Annotated in this window: 15 protein-coding genes and 1 tRNA gene; 15 read left to right on the top strand and 1 reads right to left on the bottom strand. The window is 60.8% G+C overall.

The genetic code is table 11. The features are described 5' to 3' along the window. The first annotated feature begins 13 nt into the window (after positions 1-13). The 8 genes from DDT56_RS06120 (at position 14) to DDT56_RS06085 (ending at position 7,433) form a co-directional block, all read left to right on the top strand. On the top strand, positions 14-2,311 hold the full coding sequence (locus DDT56_RS06120; RefSeq protein WP_136165594.1) for a TonB-dependent receptor: 2,298 nt from the start codon (positions 14-16) through the stop codon (positions 2,309-2,311). Between the two features lie 41 nt (positions 2,312-2,352). Then, positions 2,353-3,387, top strand: a complete 1,035-nt coding sequence (locus tag DDT56_RS06115) for a glutathione S-transferase C-terminal domain-containing protein (protein WP_136165593.1) — start codon at positions 2,353-2,355, stop codon at positions 3,385-3,387. Positions 3,388-3,409: 22 nt separating this feature from the next. Continuing rightward, positions 3,410-4,501, top strand: a complete 1,092-nt coding sequence (gene hisC / locus DDT56_RS06110) for a histidinol-phosphate transaminase (RefSeq protein ID WP_136165592.1) — start codon at positions 3,410-3,412, stop codon at positions 4,499-4,501. A 14-nt stretch (positions 4,502-4,515) separates the two neighbouring features. Continuing rightward, entirely contained in the window at positions 4,516-4,941 is a 426-nt protein-coding gene (locus tag DDT56_RS06105) for a GNAT family N-acetyltransferase (protein WP_136165591.1), read from the top strand. A gap of 291 nt (positions 4,942-5,232) precedes the next feature. Continuing rightward, positions 5,233-5,595: an energy transducer TonB gene (locus tag DDT56_RS24580; protein WP_210416986.1), complete on the top strand. Its 363-nt coding sequence runs from the start codon at positions 5,233-5,235 to the stop codon at positions 5,593-5,595. A 53-nt stretch (positions 5,596-5,648) separates the two neighbouring features. Next, complete coding sequence (locus DDT56_RS25025; RefSeq protein WP_136165589.1) at positions 5,649-6,578, top strand: MotA/TolQ/ExbB proton channel family protein; 930 nt, start codon at positions 5,649-5,651, stop codon at positions 6,576-6,578. 1 nt (position 6,579) lies between these two features. Continuing rightward, entirely contained in the window at positions 6,580-7,002 is a 423-nt protein-coding gene (locus DDT56_RS06090; protein ID WP_136165588.1) for an ExbD/TolR family protein, read from the top strand. A gap of 8 nt (positions 7,003-7,010) precedes the next feature. Next, positions 7,011-7,433, top strand: a complete 423-nt coding sequence (locus DDT56_RS06085) for an ExbD/TolR family protein (protein WP_136165587.1) — start codon at positions 7,011-7,013, stop codon at positions 7,431-7,433. Positions 7,434-7,520: 87 nt separating this feature from the next. Here DDT56_RS06085 and DDT56_RS06080 read toward each other — a convergent pair whose 3' ends face one another. Beyond that, positions 7,521-11,408, bottom strand: coding sequence for a non-ribosomal peptide synthetase (locus DDT56_RS06080; RefSeq protein WP_136165586.1), 3,888 nt, complete (start codon positions 11,406-11,408; stop codon positions 7,521-7,523). A gap of 694 nt (positions 11,409-12,102) precedes the next feature. Here DDT56_RS06080 and DDT56_RS06075 point away from each other — a divergent pair. From DDT56_RS06075 to rpsO, 7 genes are all read left to right on the top strand, one after another. After that, a tRNA-Met gene (locus DDT56_RS06075) sits at positions 12,103-12,179 on the top strand. 220 nt (positions 12,180-12,399) lie between these two features. Continuing rightward, a complete protein-coding gene (gene rimP, locus DDT56_RS06070) occupies positions 12,400-12,852 on the top strand; it encodes a ribosome maturation factor RimP (RefSeq protein WP_136165585.1) in 453 nt (150 codons plus the stop codon). Between the two features lie 21 nt (positions 12,853-12,873). Next, positions 12,874-14,385, top strand: coding sequence for a transcription termination factor NusA (gene nusA, locus DDT56_RS06065; RefSeq protein WP_136165584.1), 1,512 nt, complete (start codon positions 12,874-12,876; stop codon positions 14,383-14,385). 25 nt (positions 14,386-14,410) lie between these two features. After that, on the top strand, positions 14,411-17,116 hold the full coding sequence (infB, locus tag DDT56_RS06060; RefSeq protein ID WP_136165583.1) for a translation initiation factor IF-2: 2,706 nt from the start codon (positions 14,411-14,413) through the stop codon (positions 17,114-17,116). A 74-nt stretch (positions 17,117-17,190) separates the two neighbouring features. Beyond that, a complete protein-coding gene (gene rbfA / locus DDT56_RS06055) occupies positions 17,191-17,589 on the top strand; it encodes a 30S ribosome-binding factor RbfA (protein WP_136165582.1) in 399 nt (132 codons plus the stop codon). Next, positions 17,589-18,533 carry a tRNA pseudouridine(55) synthase TruB gene (gene truB, locus DDT56_RS06050; protein WP_136165581.1) on the top strand — a complete coding sequence of 315 codons (945 nt, stop codon included), beginning with the start codon at positions 17,589-17,591 and terminating at the stop codon, positions 18,531-18,533. Before rbfA ends, truB begins: the two co-directional genes overlap by 1 nt. 122 nt (positions 18,534-18,655) lie before the next feature. Beyond that, positions 18,656-18,925: a 30S ribosomal protein S15 gene (gene rpsO, locus DDT56_RS06045; RefSeq protein WP_009114440.1), complete on the top strand. Its 270-nt coding sequence runs from the start codon at positions 18,656-18,658 to the stop codon at positions 18,923-18,925. Positions 18,926-19,081: the final 156 nt, after the last annotated feature.

Below are 19,081 nucleotides of genomic sequence, written 5' to 3'. Positions count from 1 at the left end.
CCCGGAGGACGCTATGCAGCATCAGCCCCGAATGGTTCGTCATAAAAAAACATCCGGCGCGGTCCTCGTCGCCGGCGGATTCGTGGCCGCCCTATCCGCCGCCGCGCCGGCGCAGGAAACCGAGCACAGTGAACAACAGCTCGCCCCGGTGATCGTCACCGCGCCCCGGCGTGCCGAGAGCCTGCAGAAGGTTCCCGCGGCGATCAGCGTGGTCAGCAGCGAGGAGATCGAGGAGGGCGGTCTGCGGACCACGAAGGACGTCGCCAAGTTCATCCCCGGTGCGCAGGGCTGGAACACCGAAAGCCGCGCCCGTCCGCGCTTCTTCATCCGCGGCGTGGGCTCCAACGAGGCCACCAACAATACGGTGAATCCGATCGGCTTTTATGCCGACGAAGTGTATTACAACAACAACCTGTTCACCGGCACGCCGCTGTTCGACCTGCAGCGGGTCGAGGTGCTGCGCGGCCCGCAGGGCACCCTGTGGGGCAAGAACACCACCGGCGGCGCCTTCCACTTTATCTCGCGCAAGCCGTCTTTCGAGACCGACGGCAACGCAAAGCTACAGTTCGGCAACCTGGACTCCAGACTGTTCCAGGGCGCCGTCGGGGGAACGCTCAAGGACGACGTGCTGGCCGGCCGGGCCGCGTTGCATTACGAGGAACGCGGCGGTCTGGCCAAGAACACCACCACCGGCAACGACGTCGGCGACTATGAAGATATTGCCGGGCGCTTCCAGTTGCTGGCGCTTATCTCACCCGAACTCGACGCCCTGCTCAATGTGCACGTTCGCCGGCTCGACGGAACGCAGAATCCCTGGTATTCGGTTACCCGCAACGGCGCGCCGGACGTCAATGGCTACGTCGCCCCGATCGGCAACGGCAGCGGCGACCGCAAGCATGTCGCCTACAATTTCGACCTGCCGCTCAAGGTCGAAACCGAGGGCGCCAGCCTCACCTTCAACTGGGACCTCGGCGGCTATACGCTGACCTCGGTGACGGCGATCGACCACGGCCGGCGCAGCGGGCTGGTGGATGGCGACTACACGCCGTACGAGTATGCCACCGGCGGCAGCGCCCGTTCCTACTCGCGCAACGAAGTGACGCAGCGCAGCCAGGAGTTTCGTCTGGTTTCGCCGCCGGAGGAGCGTTTTACCTGGATCGCCGGGAGCTACCTGTTCCGCGACGACAACGAATCCTACGGCGCGGGCGGCAAGCTTACCGGCGATGCCGCCACCCAGTCCTTCAACACCACCAGTTTCGAGCAGGATACCACCAGCGCCGCGCTATTCGGCAGCGTCGGCTTTCAGTTCACCGAACGGTTCAAACTTAGCGGCGGCCTGCGCCATACCTACGAAAAAAGCGGCATCGACCTGACGACGCTATACGCCACCGGCGCCTCGCCCTACGTCGTCAACGGCAAGTGGTGGTCGCCGGGCGCGCTGGAGAATGCCGGGCTGGCGACGTACTATTCGACCGGCGGCCGCATCAAAAAAAGCTGGTCCAACCTCGGCTACGACATCACCCCCGAGTACCAGATCGACGACAACCAGCTGGTTTATTTCCGCCACGCCAGCGGCTTTCGTTCCGGCAACTACAACACTTACATCACCCCCAACGGCGTATCGGGCGTATCGCAATTCTCGGTCGTCGATCCGGAGAAGCTGAAATCGTATGAAATCGGCTACAAAAGCACCTGGCTGAACCAGCGTCTGGTTTTCAACGCCGCGGCCTACCATTATGACTATCAAAACATGCAGCTGGTGGTGAACCAGGTGCTGAACAACATTTTCTATCCCACGCTGATGAACGCGGGTTCCGGCAAGGTCGACGGCATCGAACTCGAAGCCGCCTTCCAGCTCACCGACTCGCTGCGCCTGCGCGCCAATTTGAGCCGGCTGCGCACCGAGTTCGATGAACTGCTGGCCGGCGGCAGGAACTATAAGGGCTACGGCTTCGCCCGCGTGCCGCAGACGACCGCGCTGCTCGGCGTCGACTACCGCACGCCGCTGGCCGGCGGCACGCTGGCGCTCGGCACCGACTGGAGCTACACCAGCAAGCATCACTTCAACGTTACCAACGACAGCGACCTTTACGCGTTGCAGCAGGCGTACTGGCTGGGCAGCGTCCACGCCAGCTATACGCTGCCGGGCGACCGCGTCACCGTCGGCGCCTACGTCAACAACGTGACCGACCGGCGCTACAAGAATCAGGCCATGCTCTATCAGGGTGGCACCGACGCGACCAACGGCCACTATCCGACCGGCTACGGCGATCCGCGCACCTTCGGCGTCAGCCTGGGCTACAGATTCTGAGCGCCATCAAACATCCATTCCATATTGACTGGGAGAGTGACATGACAAAGACATTTCCGGAAAAAACCGTCGAACAGAGCCACGACGGCGCCTTTGTGCGACAGAGCAACGTCTTTACGCAACGCTTCGGCCGGCGGCCGGGACAACTGCCGGTCGAGGCCGGCCGCTATCGCCTGATCGTCTCCACCGGCTGCGGCTGGTCGCGCCGTCAGCTGATCGTACGCCGCCTGCTGGGACTGGAACAGGCGATTTCGGTCGGCTACGTAACGACCCGGGGCGAGGACGGCTGGGAGTTCGACGACCAGCCCGGCGGGGTGGACGCGGTGTTCAAGGTGGCGCGCCTCAATGAACTGTACCGGCGCGCCCGGCCGGGCTACGACCGGCGAGGCACGGTGCCGGCCCTGGTGGAGGCGGCGACCGGGCGCGTGGTGGCCAACGATTACCACACACTGAGCATAGATCTGGCAACCGCGTGGGCGCCGCTGCATCGCCAGGGCGCGCCGGACCTCTATCCGCAGGCTTTGCGTCCGCAGATCGACCTGCTCAACCAACAGATATTTGACGACGTCAACAATGGCCCCTACAAGGTGCTGTTCGCCACCTCCTCCGGCGCCGCGGCGGCGGCCAAAACGGTGTTCGAGGCCCGTCTGGCCGATCTGGACTTCCGCCTGCAAAGCCGACGCTATCTGTTCGGCGAGCAGCTGACCGACGCCGACGTCCGCCTGTTCGTGACCCTGGCGTCTTTCGATACCAACTATCGGCCGAATTTCCCAGCCGAACTCGGCCCCGTCAAACGCATCACCGATTTTCCCCACCTGTGGGCCTATGCGCGCGATCTGTTCCAGACGCCCGGCTTCGTCGACGAACGCGAGCAGGTCAGTCTGGGGCTGCTGCCGCAGGAAAACGGCAAGTACCGGCGCGGTTTCAGTGAAGAAATCGCGCCGGACGAAGATCCGCTGGCGCCCTGGCTGGCGCCGCATGGACGCGAGCTGCTGCGCGGCGCGGCGCTGAGTTCAGGGCCGGGGGCCGCCGGCACGGCCGGCCTGTGGCGCTGGGGCGAGTCGGCCGTGGCGTAAACGATAAACAATAGGAGACCTCATGAGTAGCATCAAACACCGGCCCGTTCTGGATACCATCCGTGGATTCCATCCGCCAGGCGCGCCCTACGAGCCCGACGCCCGTGGCAGGCTGACCAACCTGGCGCTCAACGAGAATAGCCTCGGCTATTCGCCGCGCGTGGCCCAGGCGCTGGCGGCGGCGCTCGGCGAAGCCTCTCGCTATCCGGACAGCTTCTGTAGCGCGTTGCGGCATAAGCTGGCGCGCCGCCACGATCTCGAGCCGGATCGGTTGCTGTTCGGCAACGGCATCTTCGAGATCCTGTCGCTGATCGGCGCGGCGTTCGTCGGCGAAAACGATGAGGTGGTCATTCCGGAACCCTCCTTCGGCTGGTACAACATCGCCAGCATAGTGAACGGCGGCTGCATCGTCGCGGTTCCCCTGCGGGATTACGCCATCGACCTCGACGCGGTCGCGGCGGCCGTCGGCCCGCGCACGCGCCTGGTCTGGCTGTGCAATCCCCATAATCCGATGGGCACCATTGTGGCCAACGGCGAGCTGCGGGCCTTTCTCGAACGCGTGCCGCCGGACGTCGCCGTGGTGCTCGACGAAGCCTATGGCGAGTACGCCGCGGCGCAGGACTTCCCGGACGGCATCGCGCTCACACGCCGGCACTCCAACCTGATCGTGCTGCGTACCTTTTCCAAAGCCTATGGCCTGGCTGGTCTGCGCATCGGCTACGCGGTCGCCGCCGCGCACACGATAGGTCTGCTGCACAAGGTCAAAACCCCGCCCAACGTGAACCATCTGGCGCAGATCGCCGCCGCCGCCGCGTTGGACGACGAAGAATTTCTCGCCCGTTCGGTCGCCGCCGTACGGCAGGGGCTCCGCGACTACTACGCCTGCTGCGACGATCTGGGCCTGGGCTATATACCCAGCTTCGCCAATTTCCTGATGATCAATCTCGGCCGCGACGGCGACGAGGCGGCGCAGCAATTCCTGGAGTCCGGCATCGTACTGCGTTCGGGCCGCGAAAGCGGACTGCCGCAGTGGATCCGCGTCACCATCGGCAACGACGAGGAAAACCGCCGCGTTTTCGCCGTGCTGCGGCGTCTTGCCGTGGACCATCACTGATAGAGGGAAGCATTATGGAGATCATCCGTGTAACAGAGACCTGGCAACTGGCCGCGGTGCATTATCTGCGCATCCAGGTTGCCTTGAGCCTGGCTATTCCGCTGGCGGGGGAAATCGATGAAAAGCCGGGAGAGCAGGTCGATTATCTATTGCTTATGGACGGCCCGGTCCCGGTAGCCACCGGGCGTCTGCGCCATTATGAAGGCCAGGCCAAGTTCGAACGCATCACCGTCGCGGCCGACCGCCAGGGGCAGGGGATCGGCCGCCTGTTGATGCGGGCGCTGGAAGCATGGGCTTACGAGCGCGGCCTGCGCCGGGCGCTCGTCACCGGCAAGCTGGAGGTGCGGGACTTTTACCTGAAGCAGGGCTACGTCACGGACGGGGCGGTGACGCAAACCGGGCTTTTTCCGCTGGTGCGCCTTACCAAGGAACTGGTCTGAAACCGTATGACGCGCAAACTTCCCGCCAAGAGTCTGAGTGAACGCCTGCCCGGTCTGGCGTTCGTGGTAGCGCTGCATCTCGTGCTGGGGTGGGCGTTGCTTAACGGCCTGGCGCGCAAGGCGGTCGATCAGGTTTTCAAGGAACCGCTGGAGGTGGCGCTGCTTGAAGAGCCCAAGCCGGTGGTCATGGAAGAACCGCCGCCGCCGCCGCCGGAGCCGCCGCCACCGCCGGAACCGGAGCCACCCGCGCCGCCTCCGCCGCCCAAACCGCCGCGCCCCAGGCCTGCCTACGTGCCGCCGCCCCAGGTGGCCGCGGCCGCACCGGCCATTGTCGCCGTGCAATCGGCGCCGCCCAGACCGGTCGCGGCGCCTGCGGCGGCGCCCACCGCGACCATCGGCATGGCCTGTCCCAACCATATCCGCGTACGCTCCAGCGTCCCCTATCCCAGCCGCGCCGTGCGCCGGGGGCTGGAAGGGCAGGTTGTCGCCGAGTTCACCGTCAGCGCCGGCGGCGTCATCGAGAACGTGCGCATCGCCAGTTCCAGCAACGCCGTCTTCAACGACGCGGTGCTACAGGCCGTGCGGCGTTTCCAGTGCGTCGGCCAGCGGTCGGCGGTGCGGGTCAGCGTGCCGTTTGAATTTACCCTTAACTGAGCGCCCGGCGTTGTTAGCGCATTCACAGCCCTATTTCCGACATGGAGAACCCTATGCCTACATCTTTGACCTATCGCCTGCTGGCCGCGCTGCTGCTTCTGAGCGGGCTGCTCGCCCCGCTGGGCGGCGCCCTGGCGCAGGAGAGCGCCGCGCCGGCCGAACAGGCCTCAGACGGCGCCGCGCCTGAGCCAGCCAACCCGGAGATACCGGGCGCGTCGAGCGCCGCCGTCGCATCGCCGGCCGCGTTACCCGAACCTCCGGCCGCCGCGGATTCCGCCACGTTTCCAGGCCCGCAGCCGGTCGAAACCGGCAATCCTTACGGCATCAAGGCCATTTGGCAACAGGGGGACTGGGTATCCAGCGGCACTCTGCTGATCCTGGCGCTGATGTCGGCGGCAAGCTGGTACGTCATCGTCGTCAAGCTTATCGAACAAAGCCGTCTGCGCCGCCGCTCCCGTCAGGTCGCACGCAGCTTCTGGCGGCAGAGCGACCTGCACCAGGCCAGCGCGCAGCTCAAGCGCGGCAGCGAATTCCGCTTCGTCGCCGATGCCGGTCTTATCGCCCAGCGCCAGTATGCGGGCGAACTCACTGGGCAGGTGGACCGCAACACCTGGCTGAGCCAATCCATCGGCGAGGCCGTCGACGCCGTGGGCGAGCGCCTGCAGGGCGGTCTGGCCGTGCTGGCCACGGTTGGCTCCACCGCCCCGTTCATCGGTCTGTTTGGCACCGTCTGGGGCATCTACCATGCGCTCACCGCCATCGGTATCGCCGGCCAGGCCAGTATCGACAAAGTCGCGGGCCCGGTGGGCGAGGCGCTGATCATGACCGCCATCGGCCTGGCGGTGGCCGTGCCCGCCGTACTCGGCTACAACTGGCTGGTGCGGCGCAACAAGGCCGCGCTCGACGACGTGCGCAGCTTCGGCAGCGAACTGCACACCGTGCTGCTGGGCGGCCAATCGGCGGCCAGTCTGGGAGGACGCTGACATGGCGATGAACGTCGGCCAGGAGAGCGCAAACGATCTCGTTGCGGCCATCAATACCACGCCGTTGGTGGACGTGATGCTGGTGCTGTTGATCATCTTCCTGATCACCATCCCGGTGGCGACGCATACCGTGCCGGTGGCGCTGCCGAAGCTGAATAACCAGCCGCGCGAGACCGTGCCGGAGAACGTCAACCTTTCGGTCGCCGGAAACGGCGCGCTGTACTGGAACGCCCAACCGTTAGAAGGGCAAGAGGCGCTGCTGGCGCGGCTCAAGGACATTTCGCAACGCGAGCCGCAGCCGTCCATCCACATTCATGGCGACGAAGCGGCCAGCTATGAACCGGTGGGCAGGGTGGTGCTGGCGGCGCAGCGTGCGGGCATCCGCAAGCTGAGCTTTATCACCGAGCCGCAGGCGAAGCACTGAGGTAAACGATGGCGCTCAAGAGAGGAAAAAAGCAGCCGCAGGTGATGATGGAGATCAACACCACGCCGCTGATCGACGTGATGCTGGTGCTGTTGATCATGCTGATCATCACCATCCCGGCGCAGCTGCACTCGGTGGATCTGAACCTGCCGACGGCGCGGCACAATCCCCCGCCGCCGGAGGAAGAGCCGCAGATCGTGCGCATCAGCATCGCCGCGGACAACGCTATTCGCTGGGACGATGAGACGGTAACGCTGGATTCGCTGGAACAGAAGCTGCGGCTTGCGGCGGCGCAGGCGCGGCAGCCGGAGTTGCATATCCGGGCGGATCGGGCGGCCATCTACCGCCAGGTGGCGGCGGTGATGGCCGCGGTGCAGCGGCACAGGCTCGCCAGGATCGGACTGGTCGGGCTGGAGCAGTTCGAGCGCTAGACCAGGACGGATCGCTGCGGCCCCCGCGGGGGCCGGGAAAGCATAACGCGCCATCTGCGCTTTACCGGTCGTGGCTTATGTCACGTTTCAGCCGGCCTGTTTATGCTCGCTCTCTAAAACGGCGCAATGTTGCCGCTTGAGCAGTTCCGTGGCGAATTGCCGGCCAAACTGTTGCAGATACTGGCGTTGCAGCATGCATTCGTGCGGCGCCTCCACGCTGTACTCGATAAATTCTCCCGTTACGTAGGGCAGCCATAGCTCAGGCTGCTGATCTTGCGCCCGCAGAATATCGGAAGTGGCGCGGATGAAAACCACGTCGCCGTCATAGGGGGTGTAGCGGCACTCGGTCAGCAGTTTCAGCATCAGCTTGGCGTCGTCTATCAGGCGGGTGAGGAGGTCTTCGCCGATATCGCCGTTGCCCAGTACGCCCTGCATGGCGTTTTTCAGTCCTTTCATGTCGCTGCGCGCCATGCCGCCGATGGCCCTGGTCATACGGGTGATGATGGTGGCGTCGTCCAGTTTCAGCGAGTCCGGGCCGTTTTGCAGCGGGTAGCTGTCAAACATGCTCAGGAAGTTTACCTGCTGCCCGGCGGCCTGCAGCATGGCCGCCATCCGCAGCGCCAGATTGCCGCCCACGGACCAGCCGGTGAGGTGGTACGGCCCTTGCGGCTGGATGGCGCGGATATGCTGCAGATACTCTTTCGCCAACTCGTCCAGCGAATGGACTACCCGATGCGGATCGCGCAGGATGGGGGACTGGATGGCGTATACCGGCTGGTCTTGCGGCAGAAAGGGCAGCAGGCCGGCGAAGGACCAGGCGATACCGCCGCCCGGGTGAATGCAGAACAGCGGCGGACGATCGCCCTCGGTGCGCAGGGGCAAAATCGCGCCGAACGGATCGCTGAAGCCCTCGGAGGGGTTCAGGCGCTGCACCAACTGGCGCGGCGTGGGGGAGGTCAGAAAGTCGGAGATGCTCAGCGCAACGCCGAACTCCTCCCTGACGCGATTGATCAGTTGCAGGCCCAGCAGCGAGTGCCCTCCCAGCGCGAAGAAGTTCTGATTGGCGTACACCGGTCCGCATTCCAGCAGCGATTCGAACAGCCGGCACATGGTCTCCTCCTGCGGCGTAGCGGGCGGGATCCGTTCGCCGTCGTTGTGCAGAACGGGCGGCGGCAGTTCGCCGATAGCCAGCTTGCCGTTGGGCGTCAGCGGGAAAGACGGCACCACCATAATGATGCCTGGAACCATATGCTGCGGCAGCTGGCGGCCGAGGGCCTGTTTCAGGCTGTCGCTATCCAGCGCCATCTCCCGGTTGGCGACATAGGCGACGATGGCCGGGCCGTGAGAAAGGTTACGCAGCATCGCCACGGCGTCCTCCACGCCGGGGCAGTCGAGCAGCGCGTTCTTGATTTCATCCAGTTCGATGCGCAGACCGCGCAGCTTGATCTGGCCGTCCTTGCGTCCCTGATAGTAGATACGTCCGAGGTGGTCGAAGAAAACGTTATCGCCGGAACGGTACATGGCGCCGCTCGCGTCCAGCAGATCGGGCACGAAGCCCTTGGCCGTCAGATCCGGACGATGGCGATAGCCTCTGGCCACGCCGGGGCCGCCGATAAACAGTTCGCCCCAGCTGCCGGGCGGCAGCAGACGCTGCTGCTTATCCACAACGTACAGCCGGGTGTTGGCGGTGGCCGCTCCGATAGAGAGATCGTCAGCGCCGAAGCGGGCGTTGATCGAGGTGGCGAATGAGGTTTCCGTCGGCCCGTAGACGTTCAGCAGGTGACAGTGGGAGAAACGCGCCAGTAGCGCCGGGGAACAGGGTTCGCCGCCCAGAAGCAGTACGGTGCCCTGCGGGAAGTCCTCCGTCTGCTGGCAGGCCAGCAGGCTGGGCGTCAGCGTCAGTTGGTGGATATTTTCGCGACGCACCAGCGCTGCCAGCGGCTTGCCGGGCGTGGCGGCGACCTTGTCGGTCAGCACCAGCGTCGCGCCGGCCAGCAGCGTCGTCATAATTTCCAGCATCGACATATCGAAGCCCGCGGCGATGAATTGCAGCACGCGTTCGCCCGGCCGCAATCCGCACGCCTCAATAGCCGTGCGCACGATAGGGACAAGGTTGCGATGCGTTACCTCGACGCCTTTGGGCTTGCCGGTGGAGCCGGAGGTATAGATCAGATAGGCCGGCGTAGCCGGATCGAAGCCGAACGCAGGGCCGTCGGCGGGCGGCAGCCCTGCCAGCATATCCGCGGTTAAACGTAATTGTTTTTCCGCCGGGAGGACGGTGGTGATAGCGCTGTCGGCGGTAATAATCAGCAGCGCGGGGTCGGCATCGTGCAATATATAGTCGATGCGCGCCTGCGGCAGGTCCGGAACGATCGGCACGTAGCAGGCGCCCAGCTTAAATAACGCCACCGCCGCCGTCATCCATTCGATGCTGCGCGACGTCACCACCGCCACATCGTCGCCGGGGCGTACGCCGAGCGTCCGCAGCCGGCAGGCCAGACGGTCGGCATGGTTATCCAACTGCGCGTAGCTGAGCGAGCGATCGCCCTGAAGCAGCGCCGCGCCATCGCCATGGGCCTGCACGATCGCGGCGAAAGCGGCGGGAAATATCGGCTGCGGCTCGGCCGCCGCCGGCAAGGGGTAGTAACGTGCGCGCTCGTCGGGCAGGAACAGGTCGTAATCGGTCGCCGGCGTGTCGGGCATGTCCACGAAACGTTCCAGCAGCAGGATTAGCCGCTGGTAGTGCAGCTCCAGCGCCTCCGGGGTATACAGGTCGGCATTGGCGTCGAAGCAGATTTCCAGATGACCGTCGCTGTTGCGGTCGAAAATATCGATGTTCAGATGGCGTGCCGGGCCGCAGGCGATATTCTGCGCCGCCACGTCGCAGTCATCGAAGCCGCTGTGTTGACGGTAAGCTATGATATTAAGCAGCGTGTTGAACAGCGGTTTGTGCCCGCGTTCCGCATAGAGGTCGCGGATCATGGTTTCAGAGCGGTAACGCTGATGCACCAGATGGTGGCGCAGCTGGCGTTGCACGTTTTCGGCGACCGAAAGCACCGTGGATTGCGCGTTGAAGGAGAGGTGCAGCGGCAGGATGTTGGCCACCATGGCCGGAATGGCGCGCAGCGCCTTGATCTGACGGGCGGCGACCGGCATGCCTACGGCCAGTTCCTGCTGCCCGGTCATTTTGTGCAGATAGGCGGCGCATAGCGCCAGCAGCACGCTGGAAAGACGAAGCCGGCGTTGCGACGCCAGGGTGCGAAGACGGTTCAGCGTTTCGCCGGAGAAGGTTTTGCGCAGCCGGTGCAGCGCGGCCAGCGGCGCGTCGCCCGGCGTCAGTTGCGTGGCGTCCGGCATCTTCAGGCAGTATTCGCGCCAGTAGGCCCGATCTTTGGCGTAGTCGTCGCTTTCACGATAAGCCCGTTCCGCTTCGACGACGCTTTTCAGCGGCAAGGTCGGCAGCGGCGGGACGGTTTCCCCTTGCCGCAGCCGGCGGTAATAATCGGCTATATTGTTAAAAACCACGCTGTGGCCGCAGCCGTCGATAACAAGGTGGCTGCCCAGCTCTATTATGCGGTAAACGTTTTCCGCCACTTTGACTAGGAGATAGCGCCCCAGCGGCGCCTGGGCAAGATCCATATCCTGGTCGATTAACTGGTTCAGCAGCGCGTCGCACGCGCGCTCAGGATCGGGGGAGGCCGAAAAGTCATGCCATTCTAAGAACGATACCTGCGGGCGGGGCAGAATGTATTGGGTATATTGTCCTGAGACGGGGTCGGTTGCAAAGGTGGCGCACAGCGCTTCGGTCTGTCGGCAAACGGCGTTGACGGCCTGTTTCAGCAGGGACGGTTGGAATTGGCCTCTGAATTCAATCACGTTGCATAGATGATAGTTTTTGTTGCCGCCTTCCTGGGCGATAGCGAGGTAGATTTCCTGCTGGGCGCTGCTAAGCGGGCAGATTTCCTTTTCAGACATAAAATACTCCTCTTGGTGTCGTCTGCTGATTCCGGGCGTTGGTTTGTTGGCGGGCGGTCATTGCGCCTTGTCAGTTTTTGGCTGGCTGTCGGCGCCCGGGGAGCGATTCGGTGGCGAAAGGATCTGCATGTACGGAATTGGCGGCGTCATGTTTCGGTGCTCTTAGAGGGGTTTATTTATAAAATTTACTTACTTATTTTAGCGTAGACATAAATTCCCCAGTTGCCACGATTTAAGACGCTATTGCCTCGCGCCGGCGTAATAAACAGACGTTTCCCTGGAATGCAAAAAGCCGCGTTGATGCCGGATGGAGTCAGGTTTATCCTGTTTCCTGCCGCGTCATTGGTTTTTTGGTTGAACGCTGGGGGCGAGTATCGATTATCGTGGTTTCAGCGGGTGGGTTAGCTGCCGGATCTATCTGTTAGTGACTTTAATGATTAGCGTGGTTAATGTTTTGCGGCGAAAGTAAAAGCGCGCTTTGATTTCTTCCCGCATCATGGGTATCATGCTGCGCACGTTTGGCGCCCTGGCTTGCGGATACAAATAGCGCTAAGGGTAGATTGCAATACGGATTTGATTGATGCCTTTATGTGTCAATACAATAGGTTGAATACGCAAGTCCCGTCCTCATACCAATCCCAGAGATAACTTGCATTTTTGAGGTTGTCAGCGTAGTATTTGCCACGTTTTCGGACGCGGGGTGGAGCAGCATGGTAGCTCGTCGGGCTCATAACCCGAAGGTCGTCGGTTCAAATCCGGCCCCCGCAACCACTTAACTTTCCTGGTAGAGTTTTTTTTCAAACGGGCTGTTCGGCAAGTCTCGGTCGCTTTCACAGTCGTTTTTGAAAGAATCCTTAACCGAAAGTTAGGCCGCGCTGTTTGGCGGTAATAGGGTCCAGTTGCATAAAGCCCCGATATATCGGGGTTTTTTGTTATTTGGTAACAGAATTACTGGGCTATTAGGCCCTTTTTTTATGTCTTGGGGGTGGGCTTGTCCACGTTAGAGCAAAAATTAACAGAGATGATTTCAGCGCCGGTCGAAGCGTTAGGCTATGAATTGGTCGGTATTGAGTTCATCCGGGGTCGCCAATCGACGCTGCGTATCTATATTGATAGTGAAGATGGCATCACTGTTGATGATTGTGCTGATGTCAGCCACCAGGTCAGTGCGGTATTGGATGTTGAAGATCCTATCACTGTCGCTTACAACCTGGAGGTATCCTCTCCGGGGCTTGAGCGTCCCTTGTTCACGGTAGAGCATTATGTGCGTTTCATTGGTGAAGAAGTGACGGTGGTACTGCGTATGGCAGTCCAGAATCGCCGTAAATGGCTGGGTGTCATCAAAGCCGTCGAGGGCGAGATGATCACCATCACAGTGGAAGGAAAAGACGAAGTGTTCGCGCTGAGCAACATCCAGAAAGCGAACCTGGTACCCCACTTTTAAAGTTTGGATGAGGCAACTAGGATGAATAAAGAGATTCTGGCTGTTGTTGAGGCAGTTTCCAACGAAAAAGCCCTCCCGCGTGAGAAGATTTTTGAAGCGCTGGAAACCGCGCTGGCGACAGCAACCAAGAAAAAATACGAGCAGGAAATTGATGTTCGCGTCAGTATCGACCGTAAAACCGGTGATTTCGATACTTTCCGCCGCTGGCTGGTGGTGAACGAGGTTACCCAGCCGACGCGTGAAATTACGCTGGATGCGGCGCAGTTTGAAGATCCCGCTCTTGATGTCGGCGATTATGTCGAAGATCAGATCGAGTCCGTCACCTTCGACCGTATTACCACGCAAACCGCCAAACAGGTTATCGTACAGAAAGTCCGCGAAGCCGAGCGCGCCATGGTGGTCGATCAGTTCCGCCAGCAGGAAGGCGAAATTGTTACCGGTGTGGTGAAGAAAGTTAACCGTGATAATATCTCTCTGGATTTGGGCAATAACGCCGAAGCGGTCATCGGCCGTGAAGATATGTTGCCCCGGGAAAACTTCCGCCCCGGCGATCGCATCCGCGGCGTGTTGTATGCCGTTCGCCCCGAAGCCCGCGGCGCTCAACTGTTCGTCAGCCGTTCCCGCCCGGAAATGCTGATTGAACTTTTCCGTATCGAGGTGCCGGAAATCGGCGAAGAGGTCATTGAGATCAAGGCCGCCGCCCGCGATCCCGGTTCCCGTGCGAAAATTGCGGTAAAAACCAACGACAAGCGCATCGATCCGGTCGGCGCCTGCGTAGGTATGCGCGGCGCGCGCGTTCAGGCGGTATCCAGCGAGCTTGGCGGCGAGCGCATTGATATTATCCTGTGGGATGATAATCCCGCGCAGTTTGTTATCAATGCCATGGCCCCGGCCGACGTGGTTTCCATCGTGGTTGACGAAGATACCTGTACGATGGACATCGCCGTCGAGTCCAGCAATCTGGCCCAGGCTATCGGTCGCAACGGCCAGAACGTGCGTCTGGCTTCCCAACTGCTGAAACAGCATCGTTCAGACGACCGTTGGGAACTGAACGTCATGACCGTGGAAGACCTCCAGGCCAAGCATCAGGCCGAAGCGCACGCCGCCATCGATGTCTTTACCAAGCATCTGGATATCGATGAAGAGTTCGCCACCGTGTTGGTCGAGGAAGGCTTCTCCTCGCTTGAAGAGCTGGCCTATGTGCCAATCAAAGAGCTGCTGGCGATTGACGGTCTTGATGAAGAGACGGTGGAAGCATTGCGTGAGCGAGCCAAAGCGGCGTTAACCACGCTGGCGTTGGCGCAGGAAGAAAGTCGCGGTGACGGCCAACCCGCGGACGATTTGCTCAGTTTACCTGGTCTGTCGCGTGATTTGGCATTTAAGCTGGCAGCACGCGGTATTTGCACGCTGGAAGATCTTGCTGAGCAGGGCGTTGACGACCTGACGGATATCGAAGAGCTTAATGATGAAAAAGCCGGCGAGCTGATTATGGCCGCCCGTAATATCTGTTGGTTTGGCGACGACAACGAATAACGAACTGTAGCAGGAAAGGAACAGCATGACAGATGTAACCGTAAAATCGCTGGCCACAGAGATTCAGACTCCGGTTGACCGCCTGATACAGCAGTTTGCTGATGCGGGAATTACCAAGTCTGCAGCAGATTCTGTGACTCAGCATGAAAAAGAAACCTTATTGGCGCATCTGAACCGCGAGCGCGGAAGTGCGCCGGGTAAGTTGACACTGCAGCGTAAAACGCGTAGCACGTTAAATATTCCCAGCACTGGCGGCAAGAGTAAGTCAGTGCAGATCGAAGTCCGCAAGAAACGCACTTATGTAAAACGCGATCCTCTGGATGCCCAACAGGCGGAAGAAGAAGAGCAGGCACGGCGTGAAGCGGAAGAACAGGCACAACGCGTTGCTGAAGAGCAGGCTAAACGTGAGGCTGAAGAGAAAGCCCGCCGCGAGGCCGCTGAGAAAGCGAAACGTGCTGCCGAAGAGCAAGCCAAACGTGAGGCCGCCGAAAAAGCTAAGCGTGACGTAGCGGAAAAAGAAAAAGTGACCAATCAACAAAACGATAGTATTACCAAGCCTGCCCAGGCTGAAAAAGCCCGTCGGGAAGCCGAAGCCGCGGAACTGAAACGTAAAGCCGAAGAGGCCGCTCGCCTTAAGGTTGAGGAAGAAGCGCGCCGCATCGCGGAAGAAGCCCGCCGTATGGCGGAAGAAAATGCCGGCCGTTGGGAAGCGGAAAGCACCGCCAAACCCGAAGAGTCAGCCGATTATCACGTGACGACCTCTCATCACGCCCGTGAAGCGGAAGATGAAAACGATCGTCAGGTTGAGGGCGAGCGTCGTACCCGCACCCGCGCCGCCAAAACCACCAAACAGAAGAAAGGCAACCGCCAGTCCGAGTCGAAAGCCGACCGTGAAGAGGCGCGCGCCGTTACCCGTAAAGGCAAGCGTAAGCCAAGCACGCTGCAGCAGAGCTTCAACAAGCCTGCTCAGGCGGTCAACCGCGACGTGGTGATCGGTGAAACGGTGACCGTTGCCGAACTGGCCAACAAGATGGCGGTGAAAGGTTCTCAGGTCATCAAAACGATGATGAAACTGGGCGCCATGGCGACGATTAACCAGGTTATCGATCAGGAAACCGCACAGCTGGTGGCGGAAGAAATGGGCCACAAAGTCATCCTGCGTCGTGAAAACGAACTGGAAGAAGCGGTAATGAGCGACCGCGATACCGGCGCCGCCGCCGTATCTCGTGCGCCGGTGGTGACCATCATGGGGCACGTCGACCATGGTAAAACCTCGCTGCTGGACTATATTCGTTCAACCAAAGTCGCCGCCGGCGAAGCGGGCGGCATTACCCAGCATATCGGCGCCTACCACGTTGAAACCGATAACGGCATGATCACCTTCCTGGATACCCCCGGACACGCCGCGTTTACCGCGATGCGCGCCCGCGGCGCCCAGGCGACGGATATCGTGGTGCTGGTCGTCGCGGCGGACGACGGCGTGATGCCGCAAACCATCGAGGCTATTCAGCACGCCAAAGCGGCCCAGGTGCCGGTGGTTGTCGCGGTAAACAAAATCGATAAGCCGGAAGCCGATCCCGATCGGGTGAAAACCGAGCTGTCCCAGTACGGCGTGATGCCGGAAGAGTGGGGCGGCGAATCGCAGTTTGTGCACGTATCGGCCAAAGCCGGCACCGGCATCGACGAACTGCTGGACGCCATTTTGCTGCAGGCCGAAGTGCTGGAGCTGAAGGCAATCCGCAGCGGTATGGCCAGCGGCGTGGTGATCGAATCCTTCCTGGATAAAGGCCGCGGTCCGGTCGCCACCGTGCTGGTGCGCGAAGGTACGCTGAACAAAGGCGATATCGTGCTGTGCGGCTTTGAATACGGCCGGGTTCGCGCCATGCGCGACGAACTGGGACGTGAAATCACCGAAGCCGGCCCGTCGATTCCGGTGGAAATCCTCGGCCTGTCCGGCGTGCCGGCGGCGGGCGATGAAGCGACCGTGGTCCGCGACGAGAAGAAGGCCCGTGAAGTGGCGCTGTATCGTCAGGGCAAATTCCGTGAGGTCAAGCTGGCTCGCCAGCAGAAATCCAAACTGGAAAACATGTTCGCCAACATGACGGAAGGTGAAGTTTCCGAGCTGAATATCGTGCTGAAGTCTGACGTTCAGGGGTCTTGTGAAGCCATCTCCGATTCGCTGCAAAAACTGTCCACCGACGAAGTGAAAGTGAAAATCGTCGGTTCCGGCGTGGGCGGCATCACGGAAACGGATGCCACGCTGGCGGCCGCGTCGAATGCGATTATCCTTGGCTTTAACGTGCGTGCCGATGCCTCCGCCCGCCGCGTTGTGGAAGCTGAAAGTCTGGATCTGCGCTACTATTCCGTCATCTATGACCTGATTGATGAAGTCAAACAGGCGATGAGCGGCATGCTGGCGCCGGAATACAAACAGGAAATCATCGGCCTGGCGGAAGTGCGCGACGTGTTCAAATCGCCGAAATTCGGCGCGGTCGCCGGCTGTATGGTGACGGAAGGCGTGGTTAAACGTCATAACAAGATTCGCGTACTGCGTGAAAACGTGGTCATCTACGAAGGCGAGCTGGAGTCCCTGCGTCGCTTTAAAGATGACGTCAACGAAGTGCGCAACGGCATGGAATGCGGTATCGGCGTGAAGAACTACAATGACGTTCGCGCCGGCGACGTGATTGAAGTCTTTGAAACGATCGAGATCAAACGCACGATCGCTTAAGTCGGCGTTAAGCGATGCGATAAGTTACTTATGGGGGGCCTTGTGCCCCCCGATTTTTACTTGAGGATTTCAACATGGCAAAAGAATTCAGCCGCACCCAGCGCGTGGCGCAGGAAATGCAAAAAGAAATCGCCATTATTATTCAACGGGAAGTGAAGGATCCGCGCATCGGTATGGCGACCGTATCCGGCGTTGAAGTTTCACGCGATCTGGCTTACGCCAAAGTTTTTGTGACCCTTCTCAACGATAACGAACCGGAGCAGGTGAAGACCGCGCTGAAGGCGTTGCAGGATGCGTCGGGCTTTATCCGCGTGCTGCTGGGAAAAGCGATGCGCCTGCGCGTCGTTCCCGAATTGACCTTTTCCTACGACAACTCGCTGGTTGAAGGGATGCGCATGTCCAACCTGGTTACCAACGTGGTCCGGAATGACGCGGCGCGTCGTTCCACCTCGGGTGAAGACCAGGAGGATTAATGAGTCGTCCTCGTCGCCGCGGCCGTGACGTACACGGCGTATTGTTATTGGATAAGTCGCAGGGCATGTCTTCCAACGACGTATTGCAGAAGGTAAAGCGGATCTTTAACGCCAATAAGGCGGGCCACACCGGCGCGCTGGATCCGCTGGCGACCGGCATGTTGCCGATCTGCCTGGGAGAGGCCACCAAGTTTTCGCAGTACCTGCTGGATTCGGATAAGCGCTATCGGGTGATCGCCCGGCTGGGACAGCGCACGGACACCTCGGATGCGGACGGCAACCTGATTGCGCAGCGGCCGATCGGCTTTTCGGCGGCGCAGCTGGAACAGGCGCTGGACGGCTTTCGCGGCACCACGCCGCAGGTGCCTTCAATGTATTCCGCCTTGAAGCATCAGGGGCGTCCGCTGTATGAGTATGCCCGTCAGGGGCAGACGGTCCCGCGCGAGGCGCGCGAAATCACCGTGTATGAGTTGCAGTTTATCCGCTGGGAAGGGGATGAGCTTGAGCTGGAAATACACTGTTCGAAAGGCACCTACATTCGCACCATTATCGATGACCTGGGCGAGAAGCTGGGTTGCGGCGCGCACGTGATTTATCTGCGCCGGCTGCAGGTGGCGACCTACCCGGTTGAGAAAATGGTGACGCTGGATCAGCTGAATGCGCTGCTGGAACAGGCGCAGGCCGAAGAGCGTGCGCCGGCCCTGAGCCTTGACCCCCTGCTGATGCCGATGGAAAGCCCGGTGATGATTTTTCCCGAGGTGAACTTACTGCCCGTGGTGGCCGGTTATCTCAAGCAGGGCCAGCCGGTGCAGGCGGCAAACGCCCCGTTGAACGGCATGGTGCGCATCACCGAAGGCGAAGCGCGCAAGTTCATCGGCATGGGTGAAATCGACGGCGACGGACGCGTCGCTCCCCGCCGTCTGGTGGTCGAGTATCAGGAATAAGTCAAACCGTCGCCGCCTTGCTATCGCAAGATGCTGAGAGTAGAATAGCGCGGCTTGACTATTAGGTGGCTGAATTAGAGATCGGCGCCTGTTTTTTTATCTATAATGTTTGGAGTATTACTATGTCTCTAAGTGTTGAAGCGAAAGCGAAAATCGTTGCGGAATTTGGTCGTGGCACTAACGACAGTGGCTCTACCGAAGTTCAGGTTGCTTTGCTGACCGCGCAGATCAACCATCTGCAGGGTCACTTTGCCGAGCACAAAAAGGATCACCACAGCCGTCGTGGTCTGCTGCGTATGGTTTCTCAGCGTCGTAAGCTGCTGGACTACCTGAAGCGTAAAGATGTGGCACGTTACACCAGTCTGATCGAGCGTCTGGGTCTGCGTCGCTAAGTCTTCCGGGTTTCGGTAGGAAGGGGCCTCTTTGGGCCCCTTTCTTCTAGGAAGCGCCGGTAAGAAAGGGTAATGTATACCCTAAATAATTCGAGTTGCAGGAAGGCGGCAAGGGAAGGAATCCCGATGAGCTTACACAGGTAAGTGATTCGGGTG

Source organism: Brenneria corticis, assembly GCF_003115855.1.
Taxonomy (GTDB): domain Bacteria; phylum Pseudomonadota; class Gammaproteobacteria; order Enterobacterales; family Enterobacteriaceae; genus Brenneria; species Brenneria corticis.
This window is presented reverse-complemented; position numbering and strand designations above follow the sequence as displayed.